The 21,755-nt window shown below is 55.6% G+C and carries 18 protein-coding genes; 10 read left to right on the top strand and 8 right to left on the bottom strand.

The features are described 5' to 3' along the window. Nucleotides 1-4 precede the first annotated feature (4 nt). Entirely contained in the window at nt 5-2,302 is a 2,298-nt protein-coding gene (locus EXY20_RS09130; RefSeq protein ID WP_135550001.1) for a hemoblobin-interacting domain-containing protein, read from the top strand. Nucleotides 2,303-2,377: 75 nt separating this feature from the next. Here EXY20_RS09130 and EXY20_RS09125 read toward each other — a convergent pair whose 3' ends face one another. Further along, nucleotides 2,378-3,055 (bottom strand): response regulator, encoded by a 678-nt coding sequence (locus EXY20_RS09125; RefSeq protein WP_135549999.1) that lies wholly within the window; start codon nt 3,053-3,055, stop codon nt 2,378-2,380. Between the two features lie 183 nt (nt 3,056-3,238). Here EXY20_RS09125 and EXY20_RS09120 point away from each other — a divergent pair, with 183 nt between their 5' ends. The 3 genes from EXY20_RS09120 to ahpF all read left to right on the top strand — a co-directional run bounded on the left by EXY20_RS09120 (nt 3,239) and on the right by ahpF (nt 7,138). After that, on the top strand, nt 3,239-3,979 hold the full coding sequence (locus EXY20_RS09120; RefSeq protein ID WP_135549997.1) for a sugar phosphate isomerase/epimerase family protein: 741 nt from the start codon (nt 3,239-3,241) through the stop codon (nt 3,977-3,979). A 1,052-nt stretch (nt 3,980-5,031) separates the two neighbouring features. Further along, a complete protein-coding gene (gene ahpC, locus EXY20_RS09115) occupies nt 5,032-5,595 on the top strand; it encodes an alkyl hydroperoxide reductase subunit C (RefSeq protein WP_135549995.1) in 564 nt (187 codons plus the stop codon). Nucleotides 5,596-5,608: 13 nt separating this feature from the next. Next, complete coding sequence (ahpF, locus tag EXY20_RS09110; RefSeq protein WP_135549992.1) at nt 5,609-7,138, top strand: alkyl hydroperoxide reductase subunit F; 1,530 nt, start codon at nt 5,609-5,611, stop codon at nt 7,136-7,138. A 78-nt stretch (nt 7,139-7,216) separates the two neighbouring features. Here ahpF and EXY20_RS09105 read toward each other — a convergent pair whose 3' ends face one another. Beyond that, nucleotides 7,217-8,041: an AraC family transcriptional regulator gene (locus EXY20_RS09105; RefSeq protein ID WP_135549990.1), complete on the bottom strand. Its 825-nt coding sequence runs from the start codon at nt 8,039-8,041 to the stop codon at nt 7,217-7,219. A 128-nt stretch (nt 8,042-8,169) separates the two neighbouring features. Here EXY20_RS09105 and EXY20_RS09100 point away from each other — a divergent pair, with 128 nt between their 5' ends. The 3 genes from EXY20_RS09100 to EXY20_RS09090 all read left to right on the top strand — a co-directional run bounded on the left by EXY20_RS09100 (nt 8,170) and on the right by EXY20_RS09090 (nt 10,470). Next, nucleotides 8,170-9,444, top strand: coding sequence for an alpha-L-fucosidase (locus EXY20_RS09100; protein ID WP_135549987.1), 1,275 nt, complete (start codon nt 8,170-8,172; stop codon nt 9,442-9,444). Nucleotides 9,445-9,574: 130 nt separating this feature from the next. After that, complete coding sequence (locus EXY20_RS09095; RefSeq protein WP_135549984.1) at nt 9,575-9,877, top strand: winged helix-turn-helix domain-containing protein; 303 nt, start codon at nt 9,575-9,577, stop codon at nt 9,875-9,877. Nucleotides 9,878-10,131: 254 nt separating this feature from the next. After that, a complete protein-coding gene (locus tag EXY20_RS09090; protein ID WP_135549982.1) occupies nt 10,132-10,470 on the top strand; it encodes an NIPSNAP family protein in 339 nt (112 codons plus the stop codon). 105 nt (nt 10,471-10,575) lie between these two features. Here the strand turns inward: EXY20_RS09090 and EXY20_RS09085 are convergent, their stop codons facing one another. Further along, nucleotides 10,576-11,094 carry a DUF3231 family protein gene (locus EXY20_RS09085; RefSeq protein ID WP_135549979.1) on the bottom strand — a complete coding sequence of 173 codons (519 nt, stop codon included), beginning with the start codon at nt 11,092-11,094 and terminating at the stop codon, nt 10,576-10,578. Nucleotides 11,095-11,955: 861 nt separating this feature from the next. Beyond that, nucleotides 11,956-13,827, bottom strand: a complete 1,872-nt coding sequence (gene ctaD / locus EXY20_RS09080; RefSeq protein WP_407944905.1) for a cytochrome c oxidase subunit I — start codon at nt 13,825-13,827, stop codon at nt 11,956-11,958. Nucleotides 13,828-14,391: 564 nt separating this feature from the next. Here ctaD and EXY20_RS09075 point away from each other — a divergent pair. Continuing rightward, on the top strand, nt 14,392-14,742 hold the full coding sequence (locus EXY20_RS09075) for a hypothetical protein (RefSeq protein ID WP_135549974.1): 351 nt from the start codon (nt 14,392-14,394) through the stop codon (nt 14,740-14,742). Between the two features lie 218 nt (nt 14,743-14,960). Further along, the gene (locus tag EXY20_RS09070) at nt 14,961-15,815 is read left to right on the top strand and encodes an AarF/UbiB family protein (RefSeq protein ID WP_328592517.1); all 855 of its coding nucleotides are present in this window, start codon (nt 14,961-14,963) and stop codon (nt 15,813-15,815) included. Here EXY20_RS09070 and EXY20_RS09065 read toward each other — a convergent pair. Further along, a complete protein-coding gene (locus EXY20_RS09065) occupies nt 15,763-16,629 on the bottom strand; it encodes a helix-turn-helix domain-containing protein (RefSeq protein ID WP_135549971.1) in 867 nt (288 codons plus the stop codon). The genes EXY20_RS09070 and EXY20_RS09065 overlap by 53 nt on opposite strands. 129 nt (nt 16,630-16,758) lie before the next feature. Here EXY20_RS09065 and EXY20_RS09060 point away from each other — a divergent pair, with 129 nt between their 5' ends. Further along, nucleotides 16,759-18,282: an alpha-N-arabinofuranosidase gene (locus tag EXY20_RS09060; RefSeq protein WP_135549969.1), complete on the top strand. Its 1,524-nt coding sequence runs from the start codon at nt 16,759-16,761 to the stop codon at nt 18,280-18,282. A 127-nt stretch (nt 18,283-18,409) separates the two neighbouring features. Here the strand turns inward: EXY20_RS09060 and EXY20_RS09055 are convergent, their stop codons facing one another. The 3 genes from EXY20_RS09055 to EXY20_RS09045 form a co-directional block, all read right to left on the bottom strand. Next, a complete protein-coding gene (locus tag EXY20_RS09055) occupies nt 18,410-18,796 on the bottom strand; it encodes a hypothetical protein (RefSeq protein WP_135549967.1) in 387 nt (128 codons plus the stop codon). After that, entirely contained in the window at nt 18,793-20,748 is a 1,956-nt protein-coding gene (locus EXY20_RS09050; RefSeq protein ID WP_135549964.1) for a primary-amine oxidase, read from the bottom strand. Before EXY20_RS09050 ends, EXY20_RS09055 begins: the two co-directional genes overlap by 4 nt. A gap of 131 nt (nt 20,749-20,879) precedes the next feature. Then, entirely contained in the window at nt 20,880-21,632 is a 753-nt protein-coding gene (locus tag EXY20_RS09045) for an IclR family transcriptional regulator (RefSeq protein WP_135549962.1), read from the bottom strand. Between the last annotated feature and the right edge of the window lie 123 nt (nt 21,633-21,755).

Genomic DNA, 21,755 nt, shown 5'->3' with positions numbered 1-21,755 from the left:
TGTAATGATTAAACGTATCGTATCTTTCCTGATGACAGCAATCTTGCTGGCAACACTGATCCCCGCCGCTTACGCCACTTCTCCCGGTTCGTCGTGGATCCATCCGAATGTCGATCTGACGGGACAACAGATCTACGGCGCAGCTTACGGCAACGACAAATATGTGGCCGGCACTCCGGCCGGTTCGATTCTGTATTCGGATGACGGCTTGTCCTGGAACGCTGCCTCTATTGAAGCTATGGTGAATATCGATACGCTCGGTTACGGCGGCGGCAAGTATGTTGCTTTCGGGACGAAATTTAGCCAACCGTACCTATTGGCGACATCGGAGGACGGTATGTCCTGGTCTCAGCATACGCTTCCGGCGGATATAAAGCATGTCATCGATGTCGAATACGGGAACGATATTTTTGTTGCGGTCGGCGAGAGCGGGTACGTCGCCACTTCGCCGGACGGTATTTCCTGGACGACTCAAAATGCCGGAGGCAGCACCACCTCGTTATTCAGTCTTGCCTACGGAAACGGAACGTTCGTCGCTGTCGGCCCTCAGGGCGCCATTATGACATCCGCCGATAACGGCGTCACGTGGACCGCCCGAACAAGCGGCACCTCATCCTCTCTTTCCGGCATCGTCTATGGGGAAAATCAATTCGTAGTTGTCGGTGCGGACGGGACGATCCGGGTTTCATCCGACAACGGCGTCACTTGGGCGGCGCGAATCAGCGGAATCAATTCGGAATATATCGTCAACGTAAGCTACGGTCAAGGCAAATTTGTCGCGGTAAGCAATGAAGGAACCGTATTGAGTTCCGCCGACGGCAGCGCGTGGAGCATCGTACACAACAAAGAAGGGCAATATTTGCTTTTCGATCTCGCTTACGGTTCGCACGGTTTTGTTGCTGTCGGGTCGGAAATGAGCGACGGTTACATTCTTCGCTCCCCCAATGTCGTGATATACGACGGCAACGGCAATACGGGCGGCAGCGTGCCGGAAGACAGTAACGATTATACGGCCGGCGCCAGCGCAACGGTGCTGGACAACTCGGGCAACCTGACGAAAACCGGCTATACGTTCGCCGGCTGGAACACCAAGGCGGACGGGACCGGCACCGATTACGCCGCAGCGGCGACAGTTTCCGTCGGTTCCGCGGATACGGTGCTTTACGCCAAGTGGACCGCAAGTTCGGGCGGCGGCGACAATGGCGAATTTGTCGGCGTCTCGCTGGACGCGACGAAATATTCGCTGCCGGTAGGCGGTACGCATACGACAGTGCTGCGGACAAACGCATCCGACAACAGCTCGGCTGCTCTTTCGTCTGGCGTGACTTTCGAATCGTCGAACACGGCGGTCGCAACGGTCAATGCTTCGACTGGCGTCGTTACGGCCGTAGCCAAAGGCACGGTGACGATCAGCACGTATTACAGCAACGACGGTACGGACTACCGGCGCTTCGCGACGGTAACGGTCGATCCGAAGGCGCCGTCCTACGTGGAAGCCAGCGACAAAAAAGCCGGCGGGATCTACTTGAGCGTGCTGGACCCGAGCGGCGCGGCGGTAAAGGGCGCTACGGTGAAAATCGCCTCCGGCAGCAAGGTGTATCCGCTCGTGACGACGGATGACAACGGCCGCGTGCTGAAATACGTGCCGGCAGGCACATACAGCGTAACGGTGTATGCGCCGAACGGCACGACGCTGAAAAACTACACGACCAAATCGCTGAAGGTAGTGGCCGGCCAGCGCAGCGAGCCGTTTGCGAAGCAGCAGCTATCAACCGGTGCGGTGTCGTTTGAGACGACCGCAATCGCTTCGGCCGACAAAACGATTACCGGCACGGCTCCAACCGGCACGGTCGTTGCCGCCCGCGTCGGAACGGCGACAATCGGCACGGCGAAGGCGGACAAAACCGGCAAGTTTACGATCAAGCTGAAGACGGCGCAGCCGGGCAAAACGGTGACGGTGACCGCGGTCGATACGGAAGAGAACGAAAAGACGGTTGCCCTAACGGTAGCGAAGGCGCCGGCAGTGACCTTGACGGCAGCAACGAAAAACAATGACGCGAGCCACGACATCGCGATCACGTTCAAGGACACGATCGGCTTGCTGCCGACAACGGTAACGGCTGTCACGTACAACGGCACTCCGCTTGTGAAAGACACCGCGTACACGATCGCCAAAGGCAAGCTGACGATCAAGAAAGGCACGTTCGGCACGCCGGGCTCGTATCCGCTCGTTGTGAAATCGAGCGCCTACGAGGATGCCTCGGTGACGCAAACGATTGTGGAGAAGAGCGGCAAAAAGTAAAGGAAGCCGCACAAAAACGGCGGACAGGAAGTTTCCTGTACCGCCGTTTTTGCTTGTTTTCGGGGGATTGTGCCGCTAGGAACCGAGAAGCTGAGTCAGTCGGACAATGGCTTTGCCTCTGCTGCTGACGCCCAGCTTGCTGTAGATCAGACTCACGTAATTCCGGACGGTTCCGTCCGAAATATGCAGCCGCCTGCCGATGTCGCGGTTGCTGTAGCCTTGAATCAACAGACGGGCGACTTCCTCTTCGCGTTCGGTTAATTGGGGCATCGTAGGCGGCACATAAAGATGCACAGGGACGGATTCCAGCCCGGACGCCCGCAGCCGCGCCGCCAGCTTCTCCGCAACGATGCCTTGCAGCACGAATTGCCCCGCAACCGCATCGTGGATGGAGGCGACCAACCTTGCGCCCCCCATATCTTTAAGTAAATAACCGCTTGCTCCGTTCGCCAACCCTTCGACGATATATTCGTCCTCGACAAAGGTGGTCAGGATGAGGACCACGATGTGCGGGTACTCTTTTTTGATCAGTTTCAAGCTGGAGATGCCGTCCATCACCGGCATTCTGACGTCCATCAGCACCAGGTCAGGCTCCAGCTTTTTGACCCATTCGTAAGCTTCGGCGCCGTTTTTGGCCGTTCCGACGACCTCCAGGTCGCCGCCCGCCTCAACGATCACTTTTAAGCCTTCCCTGGTAAGCAATTGGTCGTCCGCAATCAGAATGCGGAGTGGATTCGTGTTGATGGAGGTCAAGGGAGGAAGCTCCTTTGCGAAAATAAAGATACACCTGCTACTCTTAGTATCGGAAAATCAGGTCCGATTGTTTATTGCATAAGTTTTTCCAAAGCCCAGCTTTGAAACGCGGTCGTTCGAGAGTATGATAGGAGAGGAATGGCGACAGCACATTGAAGCTGCTTAAAAGAAAGGGAGAGACGAATGAAAGTCGGCATTGCGGATTACGGCATGTACGTGTGGGACGGCGGTTTCTTCGACTACGAGCATCGTTGGAACCAACTGCGTACGATCGGCTACGAGGGCATCGAGCGGCTTACCGCATTCAGCCCGGACGAAGCGCTGGCCAAAGCGGCGCGAATGCGCAAGGACGGCATGGCGTTCACGACAGTTCGCGGACCAAGTGTGGAATTGTCGATTCAATGGACGGCGGGACTCGGTCAGCACTATGTGTGGGTAACGGTGGAAGAGAAAAAACACTTTCCGACGTTCTGCCGGCAAGTCAACATCTTGACCGAAGCCTGCCGACGGTGGGGGATTCATGCGGCGATTCACAACCATATGGGGACGTTGGTGGAAACGCAGGAGCAGCTGGAGCGGTTTCTGGAGGAATGCCCGCAGACCCGGATTGTGTTCGATATCGGCCATTTGGCCGCCATGGGCGGGGATTGTGTCGAAATTGTCAAAAAATACGCGGACCGCATCCAGGTGATTCATGTGAAGGATTGGCTGCTGGAGGACGCGGCGGCTGCGGAATGGCACCGGCGCGGCCGTTTCTGCGGCCTCGGCCAGGGCAACATCGGGCTGGACGCGAAGCTCGTGCTGGATACCGCCGTGCAGCATCGTTTTGACGGCTGGGTTTACGTGGAGCACGACACTCACCTGCAGCAGCCGCTGACCGATCTGGCGGCAAGCCGGGAGTATTTGCGCAAGGCGGGGTATTGAATCGCAAGAATGGCATGTGAATGCTTGGTACAAGCAGCGGAACTGTCTTTTGACAAAGACGGTTCCGTTTTTTTTGTGCAGATAAACAATAATATATCTTGACGAGTATCTTGCGTTAAAACTACGACCCGCTTGTCCGGAATCAATGAGGAAAACAAAGGCGGCCGCATTATGCCGGGGCGGGTAACCAGAATAGCCAATGAAAAATGGCTTATTTGCCCGATTTCGCCCGCCTCGCCTGCAATAGCCAGTGAAAACATGGCTTATTCGTCCCGACAGGACCCAACTCAGGCCTTTTAGCTGAAATAGCCAGTGATTTCACTGGTTATTTTGGAGAGGCTGCCCGTTTTTGGCGAAATAGGCAATAAATCAGGGCCTATTTTGCAATACGCTTCATCAAGCTGGCGCGGCGGCGAGCGTGCGTATATTCGGCAGCAGTTTGCGTCTTTTGGTTATCCCGTCGGCTCAGACTGGTGCGGCTGTGAGTATATGGGGAGAGGAGGGGAGCGAGGCGGCGGTGGTCAACGGAAGAATGTGTTTGCTGGTTATCCCGTTGGCTCAAGTTGGCGTTTGGACGAAACGAGTTTGAAGGGGATACCTGAATGGTGTAACTGCATCGTAGGGGCACTTTTCTAGAAGTGGGATACAAGTTGTTGATACTTGAGATTGAGTCAAGGGGATAGCGATCAGAAAGGAACTTGCTTATAAACCAATTTTATGTGTTTAGGGAAAAATTAGCTTGTATTGCTTGGAAACTTAGCGAAATAAGGCTGATTTCAGCTTTACAGCAGACCGGAACAGCTACCGTCGCTTAACCCGCCAACATTACGCCTCCCCCCATTTTTCCGGGTGCCATATCTCCCGTCGCTCCCCGCGCAAGCCCCGACTTCATCAAACCTTCATCATTCCTTCATGATCGGTTCATGATCGAATTGGCTCGGCGTGATAATATGGCTATAATAGAAGGGAAGGATGAGCTGCCGCGGCTGGTTGAAGCTGTACATACGCTCTCATCGTTCCCACAAAAAAGACCTTATAGGAGGAACCAACACATGTCTCTGATTGGAACAGAAGTCAAACCGTTTAAAGCCCAAGCGTACCAGAACGGCAAGTTCATCGAAGTATCGGAAGCCAATTTCAAAGGCAAATGGAGCGTCGTTTGCTTCTATCCGGCCGATTTTACATTCGTTTGCCCGACCGAGCTGGAAGATCTGCAGAACCAATACGAAACGCTGCAATCGCTCGGCGTGGAAGTTTATTCGGTATCGACCGACACGCACTTCACGCATAAAGCATGGCACGACACATCGGCGACCATCGGCAAAATCACGTACATCATGATCGGCGACCCGTCGCACACGATCTCCCGCAACTTCGACGTGCTGATCGAAGCGGACGGCCTGGCCGACCGCGGCACGTTCATCATCGATCCGGACGGCGTCATCCAAGCCGTTGAAATCAACGCCGGCGGCATCGGCCGCGACGCCAGCATTCTGGTCGGCAAAGTGAAAGCCGCTCAGTACGTCCGCAACAACCCGGGCGAAGTGTGCCCGGCGAAATGGCAAGAAGGCGCCAAAACGCTGAAACCGAGCCTCGATCTCGTAGGCAAAATTTAAGGAGCGGTAAGCGATGATGCTCGAGGAAGATATCAAGGCACAATTGCAGCAATACTTGCAGCTGATGGAAGGCGACGTGCTGATCCGGGTCAGCGCGGCGTCAGACGAAGTTTCGACCGACATGCTGGCGCTGGTGGACGAAATCGCCGGCATGACAAGCCGCATCGCCGTCGAACGAACGACGCTGACGCGGACGCCGAGCTTCAGCGTGAACCGGCCTGGCATCGATACCGGCATCACGTTCGCCGGCATCCCGCTCGGCCACGAGTTTACGTCGCTCGTGCTGGCGCTTCTTCAGGTGAGCGGCCGGGCGCCCAAGGTGGACGCCGACGTCATCGAGCAGATCAAAAACATCAAGGGCGAGTACCGGTTCGAATCGTACATCAGCTTGAGCTGCCACAATTGTCCCGATGTCGTGCAGGCGCTCAATGTCATGAGCGTACTCAACCCGGGCATCTCGCATACGATGATCGACGGCGCGGCCTTTAAGGAAGAAGCCGAAAGCAAAAACGTGCTTGCCGTGCCCAGCGTATTCCTGAACGGCGAACCGTTCGGCAGCGGCCGGATGTCGTTAGAGGAAATCGTCGCCAAGCTCGGCCCTGCGCCGGGCGCGGAGGATTTTGCCGACAAGGCGCCGTACGACATCCTTGTCGTCGGCGGCGGTCCGGCGGGCGCAAGCGCAGCCATCTACGCCGCGCGCAAAGGCATTCGCACCGGCATCGTCGCCGACCGTTTCGGCGGCCAGGTGATGGATACGCTCGGCATCGAAAACTTCATCAGCGTCAAATATACGGAAGGCCCGAAGCTGGCGGCTAGCCTCGAAGAGCACGTTAAGGAATACGGCGTAGACATCATGAAGCTGCAGCGGGCCAAACGGCTGGAGAAGAAGGACCTGATCGAAGTAGAGCTCGAGAACGGCGCCGTGCTGAAGAGCAAAGCGGTGATCGTATCGACCGGCGCGCGTTGGCGCAATGTCGGCGTTCCCGGCGAAGCGGAGTTCAAGAACAAGGGCGTGGCGTATTGCCCGCACTGCGACGGCCCGCTGTTCGCCGGCAAACACGTTGCCGTCATCGGCGGCGGCAATTCCGGCATCGAAGCGGCCATTGACCTGGCCGGCATCGTCAGCCACGTGACCGTGCTCGAGTTTATGCCGGAGCTGAAGGCCGACGCCGTGCTGCAATCGCGGCTGTACAGCTTGCCGAACGTAACGGTGCTGAAAAACGTGCAAACGAAGGAAATCCACGGCGCCGACAAGGTGAACGGCATTTCCTACATCGAGCGCGATACCGGTGCGGTTCAGCATGTCGAATTGCAAGGCGTGTTCGTGCAAATCGGCCTCGTACCGAACACGGATTGGCTGGGCGATACGGTCGAGCGGACCCGCATCGGCGAAATCGTCGTCGACAAGCACGGCGCAACCACGCTGCCGGGCGTTTTCGCCGCCGGCGATTGCACCAACAGCCCATATAAACAAATCATCATTTCGATGGGATCGGGAGCGAATGCCGCCTTGGGCGCCTTCGATTATCTCATCCGGAATTAACCTTCTATACGGTTGCATGAAGAAACGCCCCTTTTCGTTGCGGGGGCGTTTTTTCGTGCGCTTGCAGGCGCGGAGCCTTTACTTCAGCATGCGGCGGAAATCGCGCGGCGCGAAACCGGTGTAGCTTTTGAACATGGAGGAGAAGTTGTGCTGTTCAATGCCGACCGCCAGCGCAATATCGCCGATCGGCGTGTCGGTGGCGAGCAACTGCCGCGCTTTGTCCAGGCGCAGCCGGTTGATGTACTGGATCGGCGAGCAGCCAAGCACGGAGCGGAACGCGCGGATAAAATAGTTCGGATGATAATGCAGCAGCGAAGCTAGCTGTTCGACGGTTATTTTCTCCTCCAAATGGTCGTCGATATAACGCAGTGCGAGGTTCATTCGGCGCGTGGCGGCGGAAGGGACATTCATGCGGCGAAAACCGGCGTCGACGAACAGTGCGATCAATTGCAGCATCGCCGCGCGGACGTTCAGGACGGAGCCGATCGCGGGGGAGCTCAACGCTTCGATCAAGCGCCGGAACGACTCTTCTGTCTGCGCCCGCTCCTTTTCGGCAAGGTCGACGCATACCGGGAACCGGTATTGCTCGAACAAATCGCGGCTGCCGATGCGTGCGGTGAAGTGGCACCAGTATTTGCGGAAGACGTTGTCGCTGATCGTGCCGTACGATTGGCGGACGTTGCAAGGCATGACGACCAATTGGCCGGGCGCCGGACGGTACACGGCACCGTCGACTTCGATTTCGCCTTCGCCGTCCAGGATGAAGTACATCCGGTTGAAGTTATGGACATAACGCTCCCGCCGCCAATCCCGGTCGACCGTCTGCACATTGGCCAAAATGACGTCGGTTTGCATATTCGCCAGCAAGCTGCGCAGGGAGTCGGGCGAGGTTGCATTGTGCATAAACGGACCGCCTTTTAGTGAAAACGAAGTTAGAATCGACTACATAAAGGTTAGCAAATCGAACGAATGTTGTAAACCGGCATCGTATGATAAATACGCATACAGGAAACGGAAGGGGACTTTAAGCGATGATGCCAAAATTTCACGATGCGCGCGACCGGTTTTTCGATTTGCGGTACGGGTTGTTTATCCATTGGGGGCTGTACGCGATCCCGGCCTGGCACGAGCAAGTGCTGTGGCGGGGCAATGTCACGCGCAAGCAATACGAGCAGCTGATGCACGAGTTCAATCCGGTGAAGTTCGATCCTGAGGCCTGGCTGGATTTGGCGGAAGAAGCCGGCATGCAGTACATCTGCTTCACCACCAAACATCACGACGGCTTCTGCATGTGGGACTCTGCCCACACGGCTTATAAAGTGACGAATACGCCTTATGGGGCCGATATTTTGGCCAAGCTTGCGGAGGCTTGCAATCGCCGCGGCTTCCCGCTCAGCCTGTATTATTCGCTGCCGGACTGGCATCATCCGAACTATCCGAACAGCGGCCGCCATCACGAAATGTTCGGCCCGCGGCCGGGCGACGAGCCGGACTTGCTGCGTTACTACGACTATGTCGAGAAACAGATCCGCGAGCTGCTGACGAATTACGGTCCGATTTACCAACTGTTCTGGGACGTCAACGTGGCCGAGCATTACGATCCGAAGCTGAACGAGCTGGCCCGTTCGCTGCAGCCTGGTCTGCTTATCAACGACCGCGGTCCGGACAAAGGCGATTACAGCACGCCGGAGCGGCACGTGCCGGACGGCTTCGCTTTCCGCACGCCGACGGAAGCTTGCCAGTCGCTCGGCCGCGAAAGCTGGGGCTATCGCGAAGACGAAGATTACTACAGCGACAAATACCTGATGCAAAGCATCGATAAAATTATGGCGATGGGCGGCAACTATTTGCTGAACGCCGGACCGAAGGCCGACGGCACGATCGACGAGCAGAACGCGGCAACCTTGCGGCGCATCGGCAAGTGGTACCGCACCGTCAAGGAAGCGTTCGTCGGCGCGGAGCCGGCATCGTTTATGGGCGGTTATGACGAAATTCCGCGCATCGGTTCGCCGGAAGGCGGCGTCACGGTTCGCGAGCACGTGCTGCTGACGCGCAAAGGCAATACGATTTACGTTCACGCATACCGCGACCTGCAGAGCGATACGATCGTGCTCCGGCCGCTGGCGCGGAAGCCGAAGCGTGCGGTGCTGCTGAACACCGGGCAGGAGTTGGAAACGAGCGTCGACCAATTGCCCTGGTTTTGGCGGGAGCGTCCGTATTTGCGCATTCGCGATATCCCGGTCAACGAGCTGACGGGCGAAGTGCCGGTCGTCCGGCTGGAGTTCGGCGAAGACGCGGTTGAGTAAACGACGCGGCGGCATGAAGTTGGCGGGGAGCGATGCGCGGGTATGGCAACTCGTGCGGCGGGGATACCATTGACAGCAGGGGCCGAATCGGTTACGGTAACGGGTGATCGAGGAAGGTGGCAGTGGCAATATGGCGATACCGGATTACCGCGAGTGGATCGTTCCTTTGCTGCGTGCGGCAGCGGACGAACGGGAGGTTGGCTTTTCCGAATTGAACGAGCGTCTGGCGGATCAATTCGGGCTGACGGCCGAAGAACGTCTGCTCAAAACGGCCTGCGGGCGGCAACTCTTATACCAAAACCGCGTAGTCATGGCTAGAACGCAGCTGATCCGGACGGGTTTGTTGCGGCCGGGGACGGGCAAACGGACGGTCGCAATTTCGGAGCAAGGGTTGGCGTTCATTCGTGCGAATGGAACCGAATTGAAAGACTGAATGGCGAAAGCCCCGGGAGCGTTGCGTGCTCCGGGGGCTTTTCCTCGTACTCGCAAACGTTGCCTGCCAAATAGCCAATGAAAAATGGCTTATTTGCCCCGTTTCGCCTGTGTCATCGAAAATAACCAGTGAAATCGCTGGTTATTTCGCTGAAAAGGTCGATTTGAGGGGCGGCAGCAACGGGAGATGCATTTCAATAGCGGGCGCAACCGTTATAATAGAGAAAATGGGTCCACGTCATGGAGGCGACAAGCATGTTGTACGAGCTGCGCATTTATACGATGCATGAAGGCCGGATGGAAGCGATTCAAGAGCGGTTTACCCGGCATACGTTCGCTATTTTCGCACGATTGGGCATGAAGGTGACGGATTTTTGGATCGATGCCGACGGCAAGCCGAAGCTTTATTATGTGCTGGCGTTTGCCGACAGGGAGGAGCGCGAACGGCAGTGGGAGCGGTTCCGGCAAGATCCGGCGTGGCTGGCGGCCAAACGACATTCGGAGTCGGAGCAAAATGGCGGTCCGATTGTAGCGGCATACGAAGTAATTTTCATGAATCGGGCCCCGTTTTTCCACGGCTGTTTAAGGAAATGAATTTGAGTACATAAAAAAATTCCGCGATGGCGCGGAATTTTGTAAAAATACGATTTTTTGCGTTTGCATCATCCGTAAATGAAAAGCTGCTAAAATACAAATCGTTCAAATTTTAACAGTTTCCGGTCTATTTACAAGTAATGGAGGAGGTATTAGCCAACCTTTATCCTTAAGCATTCTAAGGGTTTTACCACCAAGTACGGTTTTTGCGGCAGCATATTTTCCAAATAATGCGCCGATATCTTCGCGAATACACATCGCCATTGCTTGAGTGCAAGCAACAAGACTTGTTGCTGTGTCGGCAGATATTGCAGCAGCAATTTCCTGATCTGCTAAACGGGCACCCACAGGAATATCTTCGAGATTGGCTTTCGGTCTGTCAGCCATTATTGGAGCAGGAGCGATACCATTCGCATTAAGTACCTCATCCAGTTCTTTTACTTCTTGTTTTGCTTGATTAATGTAGTCTTCAATCAATTTCCTTAGGTCCTTGTCACCGGTATGATTTAAATATGCTTGATAAAAAGAAATTGCTGCTTTTGCTGTAGTAGAAGCTGTCCAAACACTGGATACTTCACCGTAATGCATTGGCTCATCTTTTGGGTTACCGCTTAGAATTCCCACGAAAAAGTTACCTCCTTAGTTGTAGAATCAAATGTATTTTGTCCATTATTAAGACCCATATCCCATGTTGCTCGTTTACTTATTATTCCAGATATAGTCAGCTCGAATTTGTGTTATTTTTCCTTCCGCTTGAGATTATAAATCGAATCACCGAGATCTTCGACAACTTCCTGTTAATTTATGTATTGTTGATATAGGGCATTTTTAAGAGGGTGCGTATCCGGCTAATACCAGGAACAGCGACCTTTTTATGGAATCGACTTGCCGCTAAACCTTCCGGGGGTCAAGGGGCTTTCGCGGAGTTAGTTCGATCTAGACAACCCAATATCGACACCTCCCTATAAAGATGGTTCAGTGTACGTGAGTTGTTAATTTAAGGCATGGACTAATAGCCGGATATTAGCTAGACTAAAAACTATTATTTAGAATATTGGGTATATGGTAGGGAAAACTACATTTATTTAATATCAAGGCATCTCGGTTGACAAGAACCTTGTCCGATTCCCGTAGAATGGGCGTCTTTTTCTAGTGGTGAAATTGACAAGAAAAACAGCCTGCTGAGGTTTCTCAACAGGCTGTTTTAATTATTTAGATCAGATAAAATAGTTGTAAATCAATACCCCCAGGACAATAGTTAACGCAAGAAACATGGGGCTTATCAAAATGGTTCGTTTTTTTGTTATTCCTTTTAGTCCCATTTCAGTGATTACCATTGATATCAACAAACCTAGAGTGACAAAAATCGCAGAGACTAAATAAGCCATAGTGATTTCACCGTCTTATAAATATTGAAAGTTGTTTTTGTTAAATCATGCCAGATTTGTTGTTTAATCGATTGTCTCAGGTTTGCGTGACGTTCGTCTATCTTGAATTGGCGGGATAAATCTCTTCCTGCTCATCCGGCTCGATATGCCAGCCGTGATCGTCGTAAACCGAACGAAGCAACATGCAAACGAGCGTGATCCCGATCCCGGCAATCGAAATGACATAATAATTGAAGATTATATCCAGGAAAGCTATGTGGACATCAGTCCCATCGTCGCCAAAATCGTATTTGGCATACATAAAACCAAAACCGGCAATGAACAATCCGAACGCCATCAAGATCGGCAGCTTTGTAGCGGACGGCATATGGATGGATCCGACCGGTTCGGCAGGCGTCATTTCTTTGTTGCCGGCGGATTTCTCTTTCCAGAGCGGGTCCAGAGCACGGACGAGAGGCAACTGCTTAAAGTTGTATTCTGGCGCCGGCGATGGAATCGCCCATTCTAGCGTACGTCCGTTCCAAGGATCTGCAGCAGCATTTCTTGTCTTCAAAGAAGTGAGAATAATATTGATCAGAAAAACGACCATGCCCACGCCCATCAAGAACGCACCGATCGAACTGATAAAATTGCCTGTCCCCAATCTTTCGCCAGGCAAATATGTAAATACACGACGCGGCATGCCCATCAATCCCAAGAAGTGCTGCGGGAAGAACGTCAGATGGAAGCCAATAAAGAACATTAAGAAATGAAGTTTTCCAAGACCTTCGCTCAGCATGCGTCCGAAAATTTTCGGCCACCAGTAATAGAAACCGGAAAACATGCCGAATATTAAGCCACCGACAATAACGTAATGGAAATGAGCGACAACAAAATAAGTATCGTGATACTGGAAGTCGGCGGCCGCAATGGCCAACATTACGCCTGTAATACCGCCCAGGACGAAGGTCGGGATAAACCCGACTGCCCACAGGTTGGCTGCCGTAAAACGGATTTGCCCCCCCCACATGGTGAACAGCCAGTTAAAAATCTTAACTCCGGTAGGTACGGCGATGGTCATCGTCGCAATCGCGAAGATCGAGTTCGCCACAGCACCCAGGCCGGTTGCAAACATATGGTGAGCCCAAACCATGAAGCTCAAAAATCCGATCAGGACAGTTGCGAACACCATCGAGCTGTAGCCGAATAATCGTTTATGAGAGAACGTACTGACGACATCTGAAATGATGCCGAAAGCCGGCAGGATCAGGATATACACTTCGGGGTGACCGAAGATCCAGAACACATGCTGCCAAAGGAGCGTGTTACCGCCCTTGCCCACTTCAAAAAAGTTGCCGCTGAACAAGCGGTCAAACATCAATTCGACCAAACCTACGGTCAAGGCAGGGAAAGAAAACAGAATTAGTACGGAAGTGACGAAGGACGTCCATGTGAAAAGCGGCATCCTCATAAACGACATACCCGGCGCGCGCATATTGATGATTGTGACCATGAAGTTGATACCCCCGATTAGCGTACCAATCCCGGAAATCTGCAAACCGAGCACATAGAAATCGAGGCCGTGGCCGCTGTATGTATCCGACGAGAGCGGGGGGTAAGCTGTCCAACCGGCGTCCGGCGCTCCTCCCAAAAACCAGCTGACATTCAGCAGAACGCCGCCGGCGACGAAAAGCCAAAAACCAAGAGAGTTTAAAAAGGGAAACGCTACGTCGCGGGCCCCTATTTGTAAAGGAACGATGGCATTCATAAATCCGAAGATCAACGGCATGGCTGCCAGGAAAATCATGGTCGTTCCATGCATGGTAGTTAATTGGTTGAAAGTTCCGCCGATGAAGATGTGCTGATCTGGATAAAGCAACTGAATCCGGATCAAAATCGCTTCCAAACCTCCCGCAAGGAAAAAAATGCCGCCGGCGAGGAAATAGAGAATTCCGATTTTCTTATGGTCTACCGTTGTGATCCAATCCATGAGTCCGCTGTATTTCTTCACCGTATAAGTCTGTCCCAACGTAATTACCTCCATGTTTCAAAGATGTTTATTTCTAGCTATCATGACCATATCTAAGCTGAAATATCATAAATGATATTCAAAAAATAATCGATAACTGATGGCTTACGGTTATGAGCACAGATTCGCGGATAAAGCACAAACGTAAAAGGATCCGGCCAAGTCCTGATTGGACTCCGAAAGGAGGCTTCCTTAAATGAAGTCCTTGCGGAGTTAAGACAGTATAAATTTGCTGAGACGATGGAATAACATAAGCGACGATTATTCCAAGGAAAAGGCGGAAACTCATGTGTCCCCATACTTGATTGTGATATGTGCCGTTGTCGTTGCATTCAGTTTGGTCTCGTCCTTTGTGATGATTCGGAGACAACAAAACCGTGAGCTTGACGAAGGCTTGAATAAAACGACGACCAAACATCCCATTCTGGCCAATCCGATACTGATCATGTATGTGTTGTTCCCGATATTTGTCGTGCTTGGGAGTGCATTGCTTTTTTATTTTTATTGGTGAAAGGGGGATTACAAATGGATAGACGAAAATACTACGTTTCGGTGCAATCCGGAACCATTATGGAAAATCAGGGCGATGCTGCTTATGAATTCGAAATTGAGGCTACGCAGGACGAACTCGATCAATTGCAGGAACTGTTTGAGATGAAAGCGGAATTCGATAACGGATCGTTCCTTCGTTCCCATGCCGCGGGTGTTCCGTACCATATCGATCCCGATAACGACGGGTACGACGAAACGTTAAGAAACATTTATGCTCTCATTCAGAAGCTGGGAACCCGGGAAACGAGCAATCATATAGAATGTATGGACCTTGCTCATATCGGCGACTGGAATCGTCATAATGAATCGGGTCAATCGCAATAAGAAAGACTTCTCCGTGCAGATCGGATACGATAACTAACGGCGTTACTGCAAAATCTCCAAGCTGACGGCTGGGCTTCCCCTAAGGGCGACCGAACCGTAAAGGATTCCAAGTCGGTCCCGTTATCCTGCCCTATCGGAGAAGATATCGGTGGAATGCTCACCTTGGCTACGGACCGCTTATCGGCGGCGAGTTTTCGGCCTTGCTGGACGATTGATTCATCCAGGGCATTTTTCACGCCGATCCTCATCCCGGCAATGTATACATTTTGCAGGACGGTACTCCCGCGCTGCTCGATTTCGGTTCGGTCGGCCGGCTCGGCACGCTGCAGCAGGACGCCTTGAAGCGGCTGCTGTACGGCTTCGAGCAGCGCAACGCTTATGTGATCGCGGACGCGCTGGCGCAGCTGGTCGAGCCGAAACGGGAGCTCGAGCAGGAACGGCTGGAGCAAGCGCTCAGCCAACTGCTTGTACAGACGGCGCATGCGCATCGTGTGCCCGGCAGTTCGGAAGCGTTCGTGCAAGGGCTGTTTCGGCTGATGGCCGAATTCGGGCTGTCATTTTTCCCGAACGTTGCCGGCGCGTTTCGATCGCTGCTTACGCTCGAAGGGACGATGGCGCAGCTGAACCCTTCGTTCAGTCTGATGGACGAGTCCCGCCGGTTTACCCGCGAACATGCGGCAGCATTTCTGCCGATCGGCGCGGGCGACGATCTGAAGCAAACGGCGACGAACGAGCTGCTGGAGCTGCTTCCCGTCATGCGCCGGCTGCCGCGGCGGCTCGACCATCTCGGCGCGATGCTGGAGAAAGGCGAGTTTGCGGTCAGGGCCAGCTTGTTCGCCGACAAGGCCAGCGCCTCGTTCGCGACAAAATGGATCACGCAAGCGCTGCTTGCTTTTGTCGGGACGGCGTTCGGCGGCATTTCCATCGGGCTGCTTCATCTGAGCGGCGGCCGCGCCCGGGACGAATTCGATCTGGTGGCCGTATTCGGTTACGCCGGTTTGCTCATCAGCGCGGTCCTGCTCATTCGCGTCGCGATCCATGCGGTGAGGTATGCGAAGCAGGTGAAGGAGTAAGGCCGGGCGGGTATGAAGGCGCGGCCAGAGCCGAGTGGTCCGGTTTCCGGAACCGGCTCGGCGTTACGCCGACGAATTTTTTGAACTGGCGCATGAAGTGCGTGTCGTTGTCGTATCCGCACATGTCGGCGATCGCGGCAACCGAATAAGAGCTGCTCCGCAGCAAATATTTGGCCTGCTCCAGCCGGCCTTGAATCATGTCGTGCACGACCGAGCAGCCAAACAAATCTTTGTACAGGTGCTGAAAATACGATTTGCTCAAATTGACGCCGGCAGCAAGCGATTCGACGGTGACATGGGTTTGCGGTTCACTGTACAGCCGTGTCCGCAGTTCGGCGAATGGGCGGAAATAGCGGTCGGTCGCTTCGGGAAGCGGCGCGCGCTGCTGCCAGTCGCTCAATTTGGCCAGCAGACAACGAATGTCGAGGTCGACAATTTCTTCCCGCAGCGGTCCGCCCATGCGGTGGACGTTTTGCATGTCCATGATGGAGCGCGAAATGGCGGACGGGTCGGCGGCCCGCACCGGTTGGTCCAGAGGGAAGCGCAGCCGCGCCAAAAAGGGGGCGAGCTCGTCGCCTTCGCAATGAAACCAGTCGTTGACGAACGGAGGCTCCGCGTCGCGGTACAGATGCGGCGTGGACGGCTGGAACAGGATGAACGAGTTTTTGCTTGCGGCGGCGCCGTGGCCGCGCACCACGATTTCGGCGTCGCTCTTGAACAGGACGAACGCGTAGTTGCCGGCTCCGGTCGGTCGATCGATGACAATGCCGTCGCGGTGCACATAGTGGTAGCCGCAGCTGAGCAGCCGGATCATGAAGTTCCCTCCCTCTTTCGAAAAAGCACGATAGGTCAGTTTTCAGACAGTATAATGGATGGTTCGCCGCCGCACAAGCCGCTATACTTTGGGCAGGCATTCCATTTGGAGAAACGGAGCTGAGCTGATATGGCCTATCGCGGCATCGTCAACGCCGACAAGCGCATGAGCACGATCGACCGGAATATTTACGGCCACTTCGCCGAGCATTTGGGCAGGTGTATTTATGAAGGCATTTGGGTCGGGGAACAGTCGCCGATTCCGAATACGAACGGCATCCGCAACGACGTGGCGGCAGCGCTGCGGCAGATTCGGGTGCCGGTGCTGCGCTGGCCCGGCGGCTGCTTCGCCGACGAATACCACTGGAAGGACGGCATCGGCCCGCGCGAGCGGCGCAAGCGGATGATCAACACGCATTGGGGCGGCGTCACCGAAACGAACCATTTTGGCACGCACGAGTTTATGGCGTTGTGCGAGCTGATCGGCTGCGAGCCGTACATCAACGGCAATGTCGGCAGCGGCACGGTGCGGGAAATGTCGGAGTGGGTGGAGTACCTGACGACCGCAAGCGAAAGCGAGTCGCCGATGGCCGAGCTGCGCGCGGGCAATGGACGCCGGGAGCCGTGGAAGGTGAAGTATTTTGGCGTCGGCAACGAGAACTGGGGTTGCGGCGGCAACATGCGGCCGGAATATTACGCCGATCTGTACCGCCGGTTCCAAACCTACGTCCGCAACTACGGCGACAACCGCATTCACCGGATCGCCTGCGGGCCGAACGGCGACGATTACCGCTGGATGGAAGTCGTCATGCGCGAGGCGGCCGGCTATTTGGACGCCGTATCGGTGCATTTCTACACGCATCCGCGCTCGCTGAAGGCGCACAGCAGCGCAACCGGCTTCGCGGCGAACGAATGGTTCGTCGTGCTGGACCGCACGTTGTTCATGGACGAACTGCTGACCAAACACGGCGAAATTATGGACCGCTACGACCCGGACCGGCGCGTCGGGCTGATCGTCGACGAGTGGGGGACGTGGTACGACGTGGAGCCGGGCACGAATCCCGGCTTCCTGTACCAGCAGAACACGATGCGCGACGCGATGGTGGCGGCGCTCAACTTCCACATCTTCCACAAGCACAGCGGGCGGGTGCGGATGGCGAACATCGCGCAAACGGTCAACGTGCTGCAAGCCGTCATTTTGACCGATGGGGAGAACATGGTGCTGACGCCGACGTATCATGTGTTCGACCTGTTCCAGGTGCACCAGGACGCGGAAGCGCTCGAGCTGACGTACGACGCCGGCGTTTACAGCCACGGCAGCGGGAGGGGCATTCCGGCCGTGTCCGTCTCCGCCTCCCGGGACAAGGAGGGACGCGTCCACATCAGCGTGTGCAACCTGCAGCACGCGGACGGCGCAACGATCGAGCTCACGCTGCGGGGGGTTGGCATGGAGTCGCCCGCCGTTCGCGGCACGCTGCTCGCCGCCGAAGCCGTGGATGCGCATAACACGTTCGATCAGCCGGACCGCGTGAAGCCGCAGCCGTTCGCGGATTTCCGCACGGAAGGCGGCACATTGACCGTCAACCTGCCGAAAATGGCGATTGCGGTGCTGGAGCTGGTTCCCGGCGAAGATGATGTTGTTATCAAAAAATAAGCCATAAAATAAAAAATGGCTTATTCCCCTCTTTTTACTCCATTCGCGCGAAATAGCCAGTGAAATCGCTGGCTATTTTCGTGCTGGCGGTCATTTTTGACGTAAAACATGGCTTATTACGACTCGCTTATCGCTGCGCGAACATCAGCAGGAACGAGCCGAGCCCGACGGCGATGGAGACGTACGCCGTCAGTCGGCAAAGGAAACGATGGCGGTTTTGCGCGCCCGTTCGCGCTAATGTGCGAATGCCGAAGCCGATGCCGGCGGCATTCGCCAGCACCAGCGCTGCCAGCAGCAGCGACATGCCGGATGCTCCGGCGGCCTGGTGAGAATGGACGTGTTCGCCCATGTCCATGTTCGCCATGCCGGTTGCGCCGGCGCTCATCGTCGGCAGCGCAAGCAGGTGAACCGCGTGCAGCGCCGCAATGCCGGCGGCGGACAGCAGCGGCATTCCCGCCAGCTTCGCGGGCGAGGTTTGGCGGGAAGGGGCGGCGGATGCCGCAGGCCCGCTCATCCGTGCCCCGCCTGCGAGTGGCAGCTGTTGGCGGAGGCGCTGCAGGAGCCGCTCTTTTTGGCCGACGACGGCAGGTTGATCGCCGGGTTGGCGCCGAAGAAGCCGACCGGCTTCAGCAGGAAGCCGATATAGGCGGCAGGCATGACCGGCCAGTCTTCGGGACGCGGGATATGGTTGTGGCCCATCGTGTACCAGACGACGATATCGGTGTTGTCGACGGAGCGGTCGCGCTGCGTCCAGCCCGCCAAGCCGTCGCCGCCCGGATGCTGGTTCGGATAGTTGCCGGCGGCGTACATCTCGTTTTCGTCGAACGGCGTCACCCAAAGGTGGTGCTGCGCGAAACCGGCGCGCTTCATGACGCTCGATTGCGGCGCCGCAAACGGGAAGCAGTTTTCGCCGGGCACGATTTTGTAGCCGACGGAAGCGTTCATCCCGTTTTTGACGTTGTCGTTGACGATTTTCCAGAAGCGGGCGGTTTCGAACTTGAAGTCGCGGATCGCCTCCCGTTCGGTCGCCAGCTTCGTTGCCCGGGCGTAGAACGCATTGTTCATCGGATTGTCCGGCCCGGGCGCCCCCGCGAGCGTGTCGACTTCGTATACGGTATTGTTCATGCCGTCGATCTGGAAATCGAGCCGCACGTTGAAAAAGTGCTGGTGGTTCGGCGCATACAGCTCCGGCGCGATCATCGTGCCGTATGCGGGCTTGCTTCCTTCCTCCAGACAGCCGACGGACAGGATGCCGGTCAGCTTGATTTGAAATTCGATGTTGCCGTCCTGGTGAAAGTACCAGAAAAAGCCATATTCATAATTGGCGACGGTCGAAATCGACGACACGACGAGCCGGCGCGAGCGCCGCACCTCCACTTCGTTCGTGCGCCAATCGGTATGTTTCCAGAGGATTCCGTAATCTTCCTCGTGGATGCAGATCGCATTTTTGATCACGGCAACTTCGCCTTTGCTGTTCGTCATCGCCGCGTCCAGATACTGGATGTAACCGACGCAGTCGCAGCCGAGCTCGAGGCTGTTCGCCAGTTGGCCGATGCCGTATTCGCCGCTGTCGAAGGCGTTTTTGCGATTTTGCGACGGAGAGGGGTCGCCGTACGGCACTACCATTTCGGACAAGGCGCCGCGATACAGCACCGGGCGTTTGACGCCCTGATCGTCATAGCTGACCGTGTGGATAACGAGCCCTTCGCGGCTGTTGAAGCCGACGTTCATGTCCCAGCTTTGCCAACGGAGCCGGTGGCCGTCAAGCGTAAAGCCGGGCCCTTCCGGCTGCGTGATCGAAATCGGCTTGATGTCGCTCCTCGGCGGTCCGATCCGGTCCGGCGTATAATGCGCGGGCATCGGCGGGATGGAAGAGTAGGCGGCTTCCTCTACGCGAATGACCTCCATCCGGTTCAAATCGACGACCGGCATGATGCCAAGCGGCCGGGCATAGCCGTTCTCCTTCGCGTCCGCCCTGAGGAAGCACAACGGCCGGGCGAGCCGCAGCTCGGTTTCTTCGGCCGCACCGAAATGACCGACCGACCAGAGGTCGACCATGACGAGAGCCGGATCGAAGTCGCCCAAACGGGCAAGCGCTTCGCGGAACAACGGGCTGCGCTTGACCGCTTCCTCGCACTCAATCTGCTCGTCAAGCATGATCGTCGGCTGCACGCCGGGAACATGCTTCCACGAGACGACTTTGCGCTGCGCGAGCGAAACGACGGCTTCGAACACGGCGTTGGCGGCATTGTTCAGCAGCACGATCGCCGCCTGGCGGTCGATTGGCGCCTTGCCATCGTATTCGAGCACGACGGACTTGGGCGGCTCCTTCAGCATGACCGACACGAACCGGTCGAACCGGCCAAGCGCCTTTTCCTCCTTGACGATCGCTACCGCCGCCTCGATTTCCGCCGGATGCAGCGGCTCGAGCGGGTGTTTCGCTTGGGACATTGGTTGCGGGCTCATCGCTTTTGCTCCTTTTCCACTTTAATGTTAGGTTAAAGTTATTATATCTAACATTATAATGGCGAAAGAAGGCGGCCTAAAGGCCGTTTTCCCGAATAACGGGAATGCGCACAAAAAAAGTTTGCGCGGCGTCAATACCCCATTTCGCGGGAGATCAGCTCGGCGAATTTTTTGGCGAGAACGACGTTGCGCTCCATCGTCTCCCGCTGAAAGCGGATGGCCGGCCCGGCCACGTTCAGCGAGCCGATGACTTGCCGCTCGTACGAAAAGATCGGCGCAGCAATGCCGGTCGTGCCTTCGGTTGCTTCCCCGGTCGTCGTGGCGAAGCCTTGCTTGCGGATTGTTTCGAGGTCTGCGAGGACGTATTCGCGCGTCAGCGGCTTGAGCGACGGGACGTTGCGCCAGTCGACCTTGCGCAGCAGTTCTTCTTGCGTTTTGGCGGGCAGAAAGGCGAGAATGACGCGGTTCGAAGCGCCGATGACAAGCGGAAGACGCAGGCCGATCGGTTCGGATATTTTGAGGAATTGGGGCGAATCGATGGCGTCGACGTAAACGCCTTCGTCGTTTTCGCGCGAAGCCAGGTACACCGTTTCTTTCGTGGCGCGCGACAGCTCTTGCATGTACGGCTGCGCGACGGAGCGGAACAGGAGGCTGTCGCGCATGAGGGAGCCGTATTTCATCAACGACAGGCCGAGCTTGTATTTGCGCGTTTGGCTGTTGCGGGCGACGAAGCCGTGCTCGCGCAGCGACGACAAGATCCGGTGCACGCTCTGCACGGGCATTTCGAGCCGTTTGCTGATTTCCGTGACGCTGAGCTCCTTTTCTTCGCCGTGCGGCAGCAGCATGTCGAGCACGCGGATCGCTTTCGAAATCACGCCGGACATCGTATCCCTCCCCATGAGAAATGTTTATGTTATGATATATGACACCATTATACCATGAGGAAACCGTGATGTAAGATGGATTTCCCGCTATTCGGGAAATCGTATAATCGCTGATTCATCCTT

The organism is Paenibacillus cymbidii (assembly GCF_004764705.1).
GTDB lineage: Bacteria > Bacillota > Bacilli > Paenibacillales > NBRC-103111 > Paenibacillus_AN > Paenibacillus_AN cymbidii.
Note: the sequence above shows the minus strand (reverse complement) of the source record. Positions and strands in the feature narration are given on the sequence as shown.

Bases quoted from the DNA above. Each gene is read 5' to 3' on its own strand.
- EXY20_RS09130 (WP_135550001.1), top strand. From the start codon at position 5: ATGATTAAACGTATCGTATCTTTCCTGATGACAGCAATCTTGCTGGCA.
- EXY20_RS09120 (WP_135549997.1), top strand. From the start codon at position 3,239: ATGAAAGTCGGCATTGCGGATTACGGCATGTACGTGTGGGACGGCGGT.
- ahpC (WP_135549995.1), top strand. From the start codon at position 5,032: ATGTCTCTGATTGGAACAGAAGTCAAACCGTTTAAAGCCCAAGCGTAC.
- ahpF (WP_135549992.1), top strand. From the start codon at position 5,609: ATGATGCTCGAGGAAGATATCAAGGCACAATTGCAGCAATACTTGCAG.
- EXY20_RS09105 (WP_135549990.1), bottom strand. From the start codon at position 8,041: ATGCACAATGCAACCTCGCCCGACTCCCTGCGCAGCTTGCTGGCGAAT.
- EXY20_RS09100 (WP_135549987.1), top strand. From the start codon at position 8,170: ATGATGCCAAAATTTCACGATGCGCGCGACCGGTTTTTCGATTTGCGG.
- EXY20_RS09095 (WP_135549984.1), top strand. From the start codon at position 9,575: ATGGCGATACCGGATTACCGCGAGTGGATCGTTCCTTTGCTGCGTGCG.
- EXY20_RS09090 (WP_135549982.1), top strand. From the start codon at position 10,132: ATGTTGTACGAGCTGCGCATTTATACGATGCATGAAGGCCGGATGGAA.
- ctaD (WP_407944905.1), bottom strand. From the start codon at position 13,827: ATGGATTGGATCACAACGGTAGACCATAAGAAAATCGGAATTCTCTAT.
- EXY20_RS09075 (WP_135549974.1), top strand. From the start codon at position 14,392: ATGGATAGACGAAAATACTACGTTTCGGTGCAATCCGGAACCATTATG.
- EXY20_RS09065 (WP_135549971.1), bottom strand. From the start codon at position 16,629: ATGATCCGGCTGCTCAGCTGCGGCTACCACTATGTGCACCGCGACGGC.
- EXY20_RS09060 (WP_135549969.1), top strand. From the start codon at position 16,759: ATGGCCTATCGCGGCATCGTCAACGCCGACAAGCGCATGAGCACGATC.
- EXY20_RS09055 (WP_135549967.1), bottom strand. From the start codon at position 18,796: ATGAGCGGGCCTGCGGCATCCGCCGCCCCTTCCCGCCAAACCTCGCCC.
- EXY20_RS09050 (WP_135549964.1), bottom strand. From the start codon at position 20,748: ATGAGCCCGCAACCAATGTCCCAAGCGAAACACCCGCTCGAGCCGCTG.
- EXY20_RS09045 (WP_135549962.1), bottom strand. From the start codon at position 21,632: ATGTCCGGCGTGATTTCGAAAGCGATCCGCGTGCTCGACATGCTGCTG.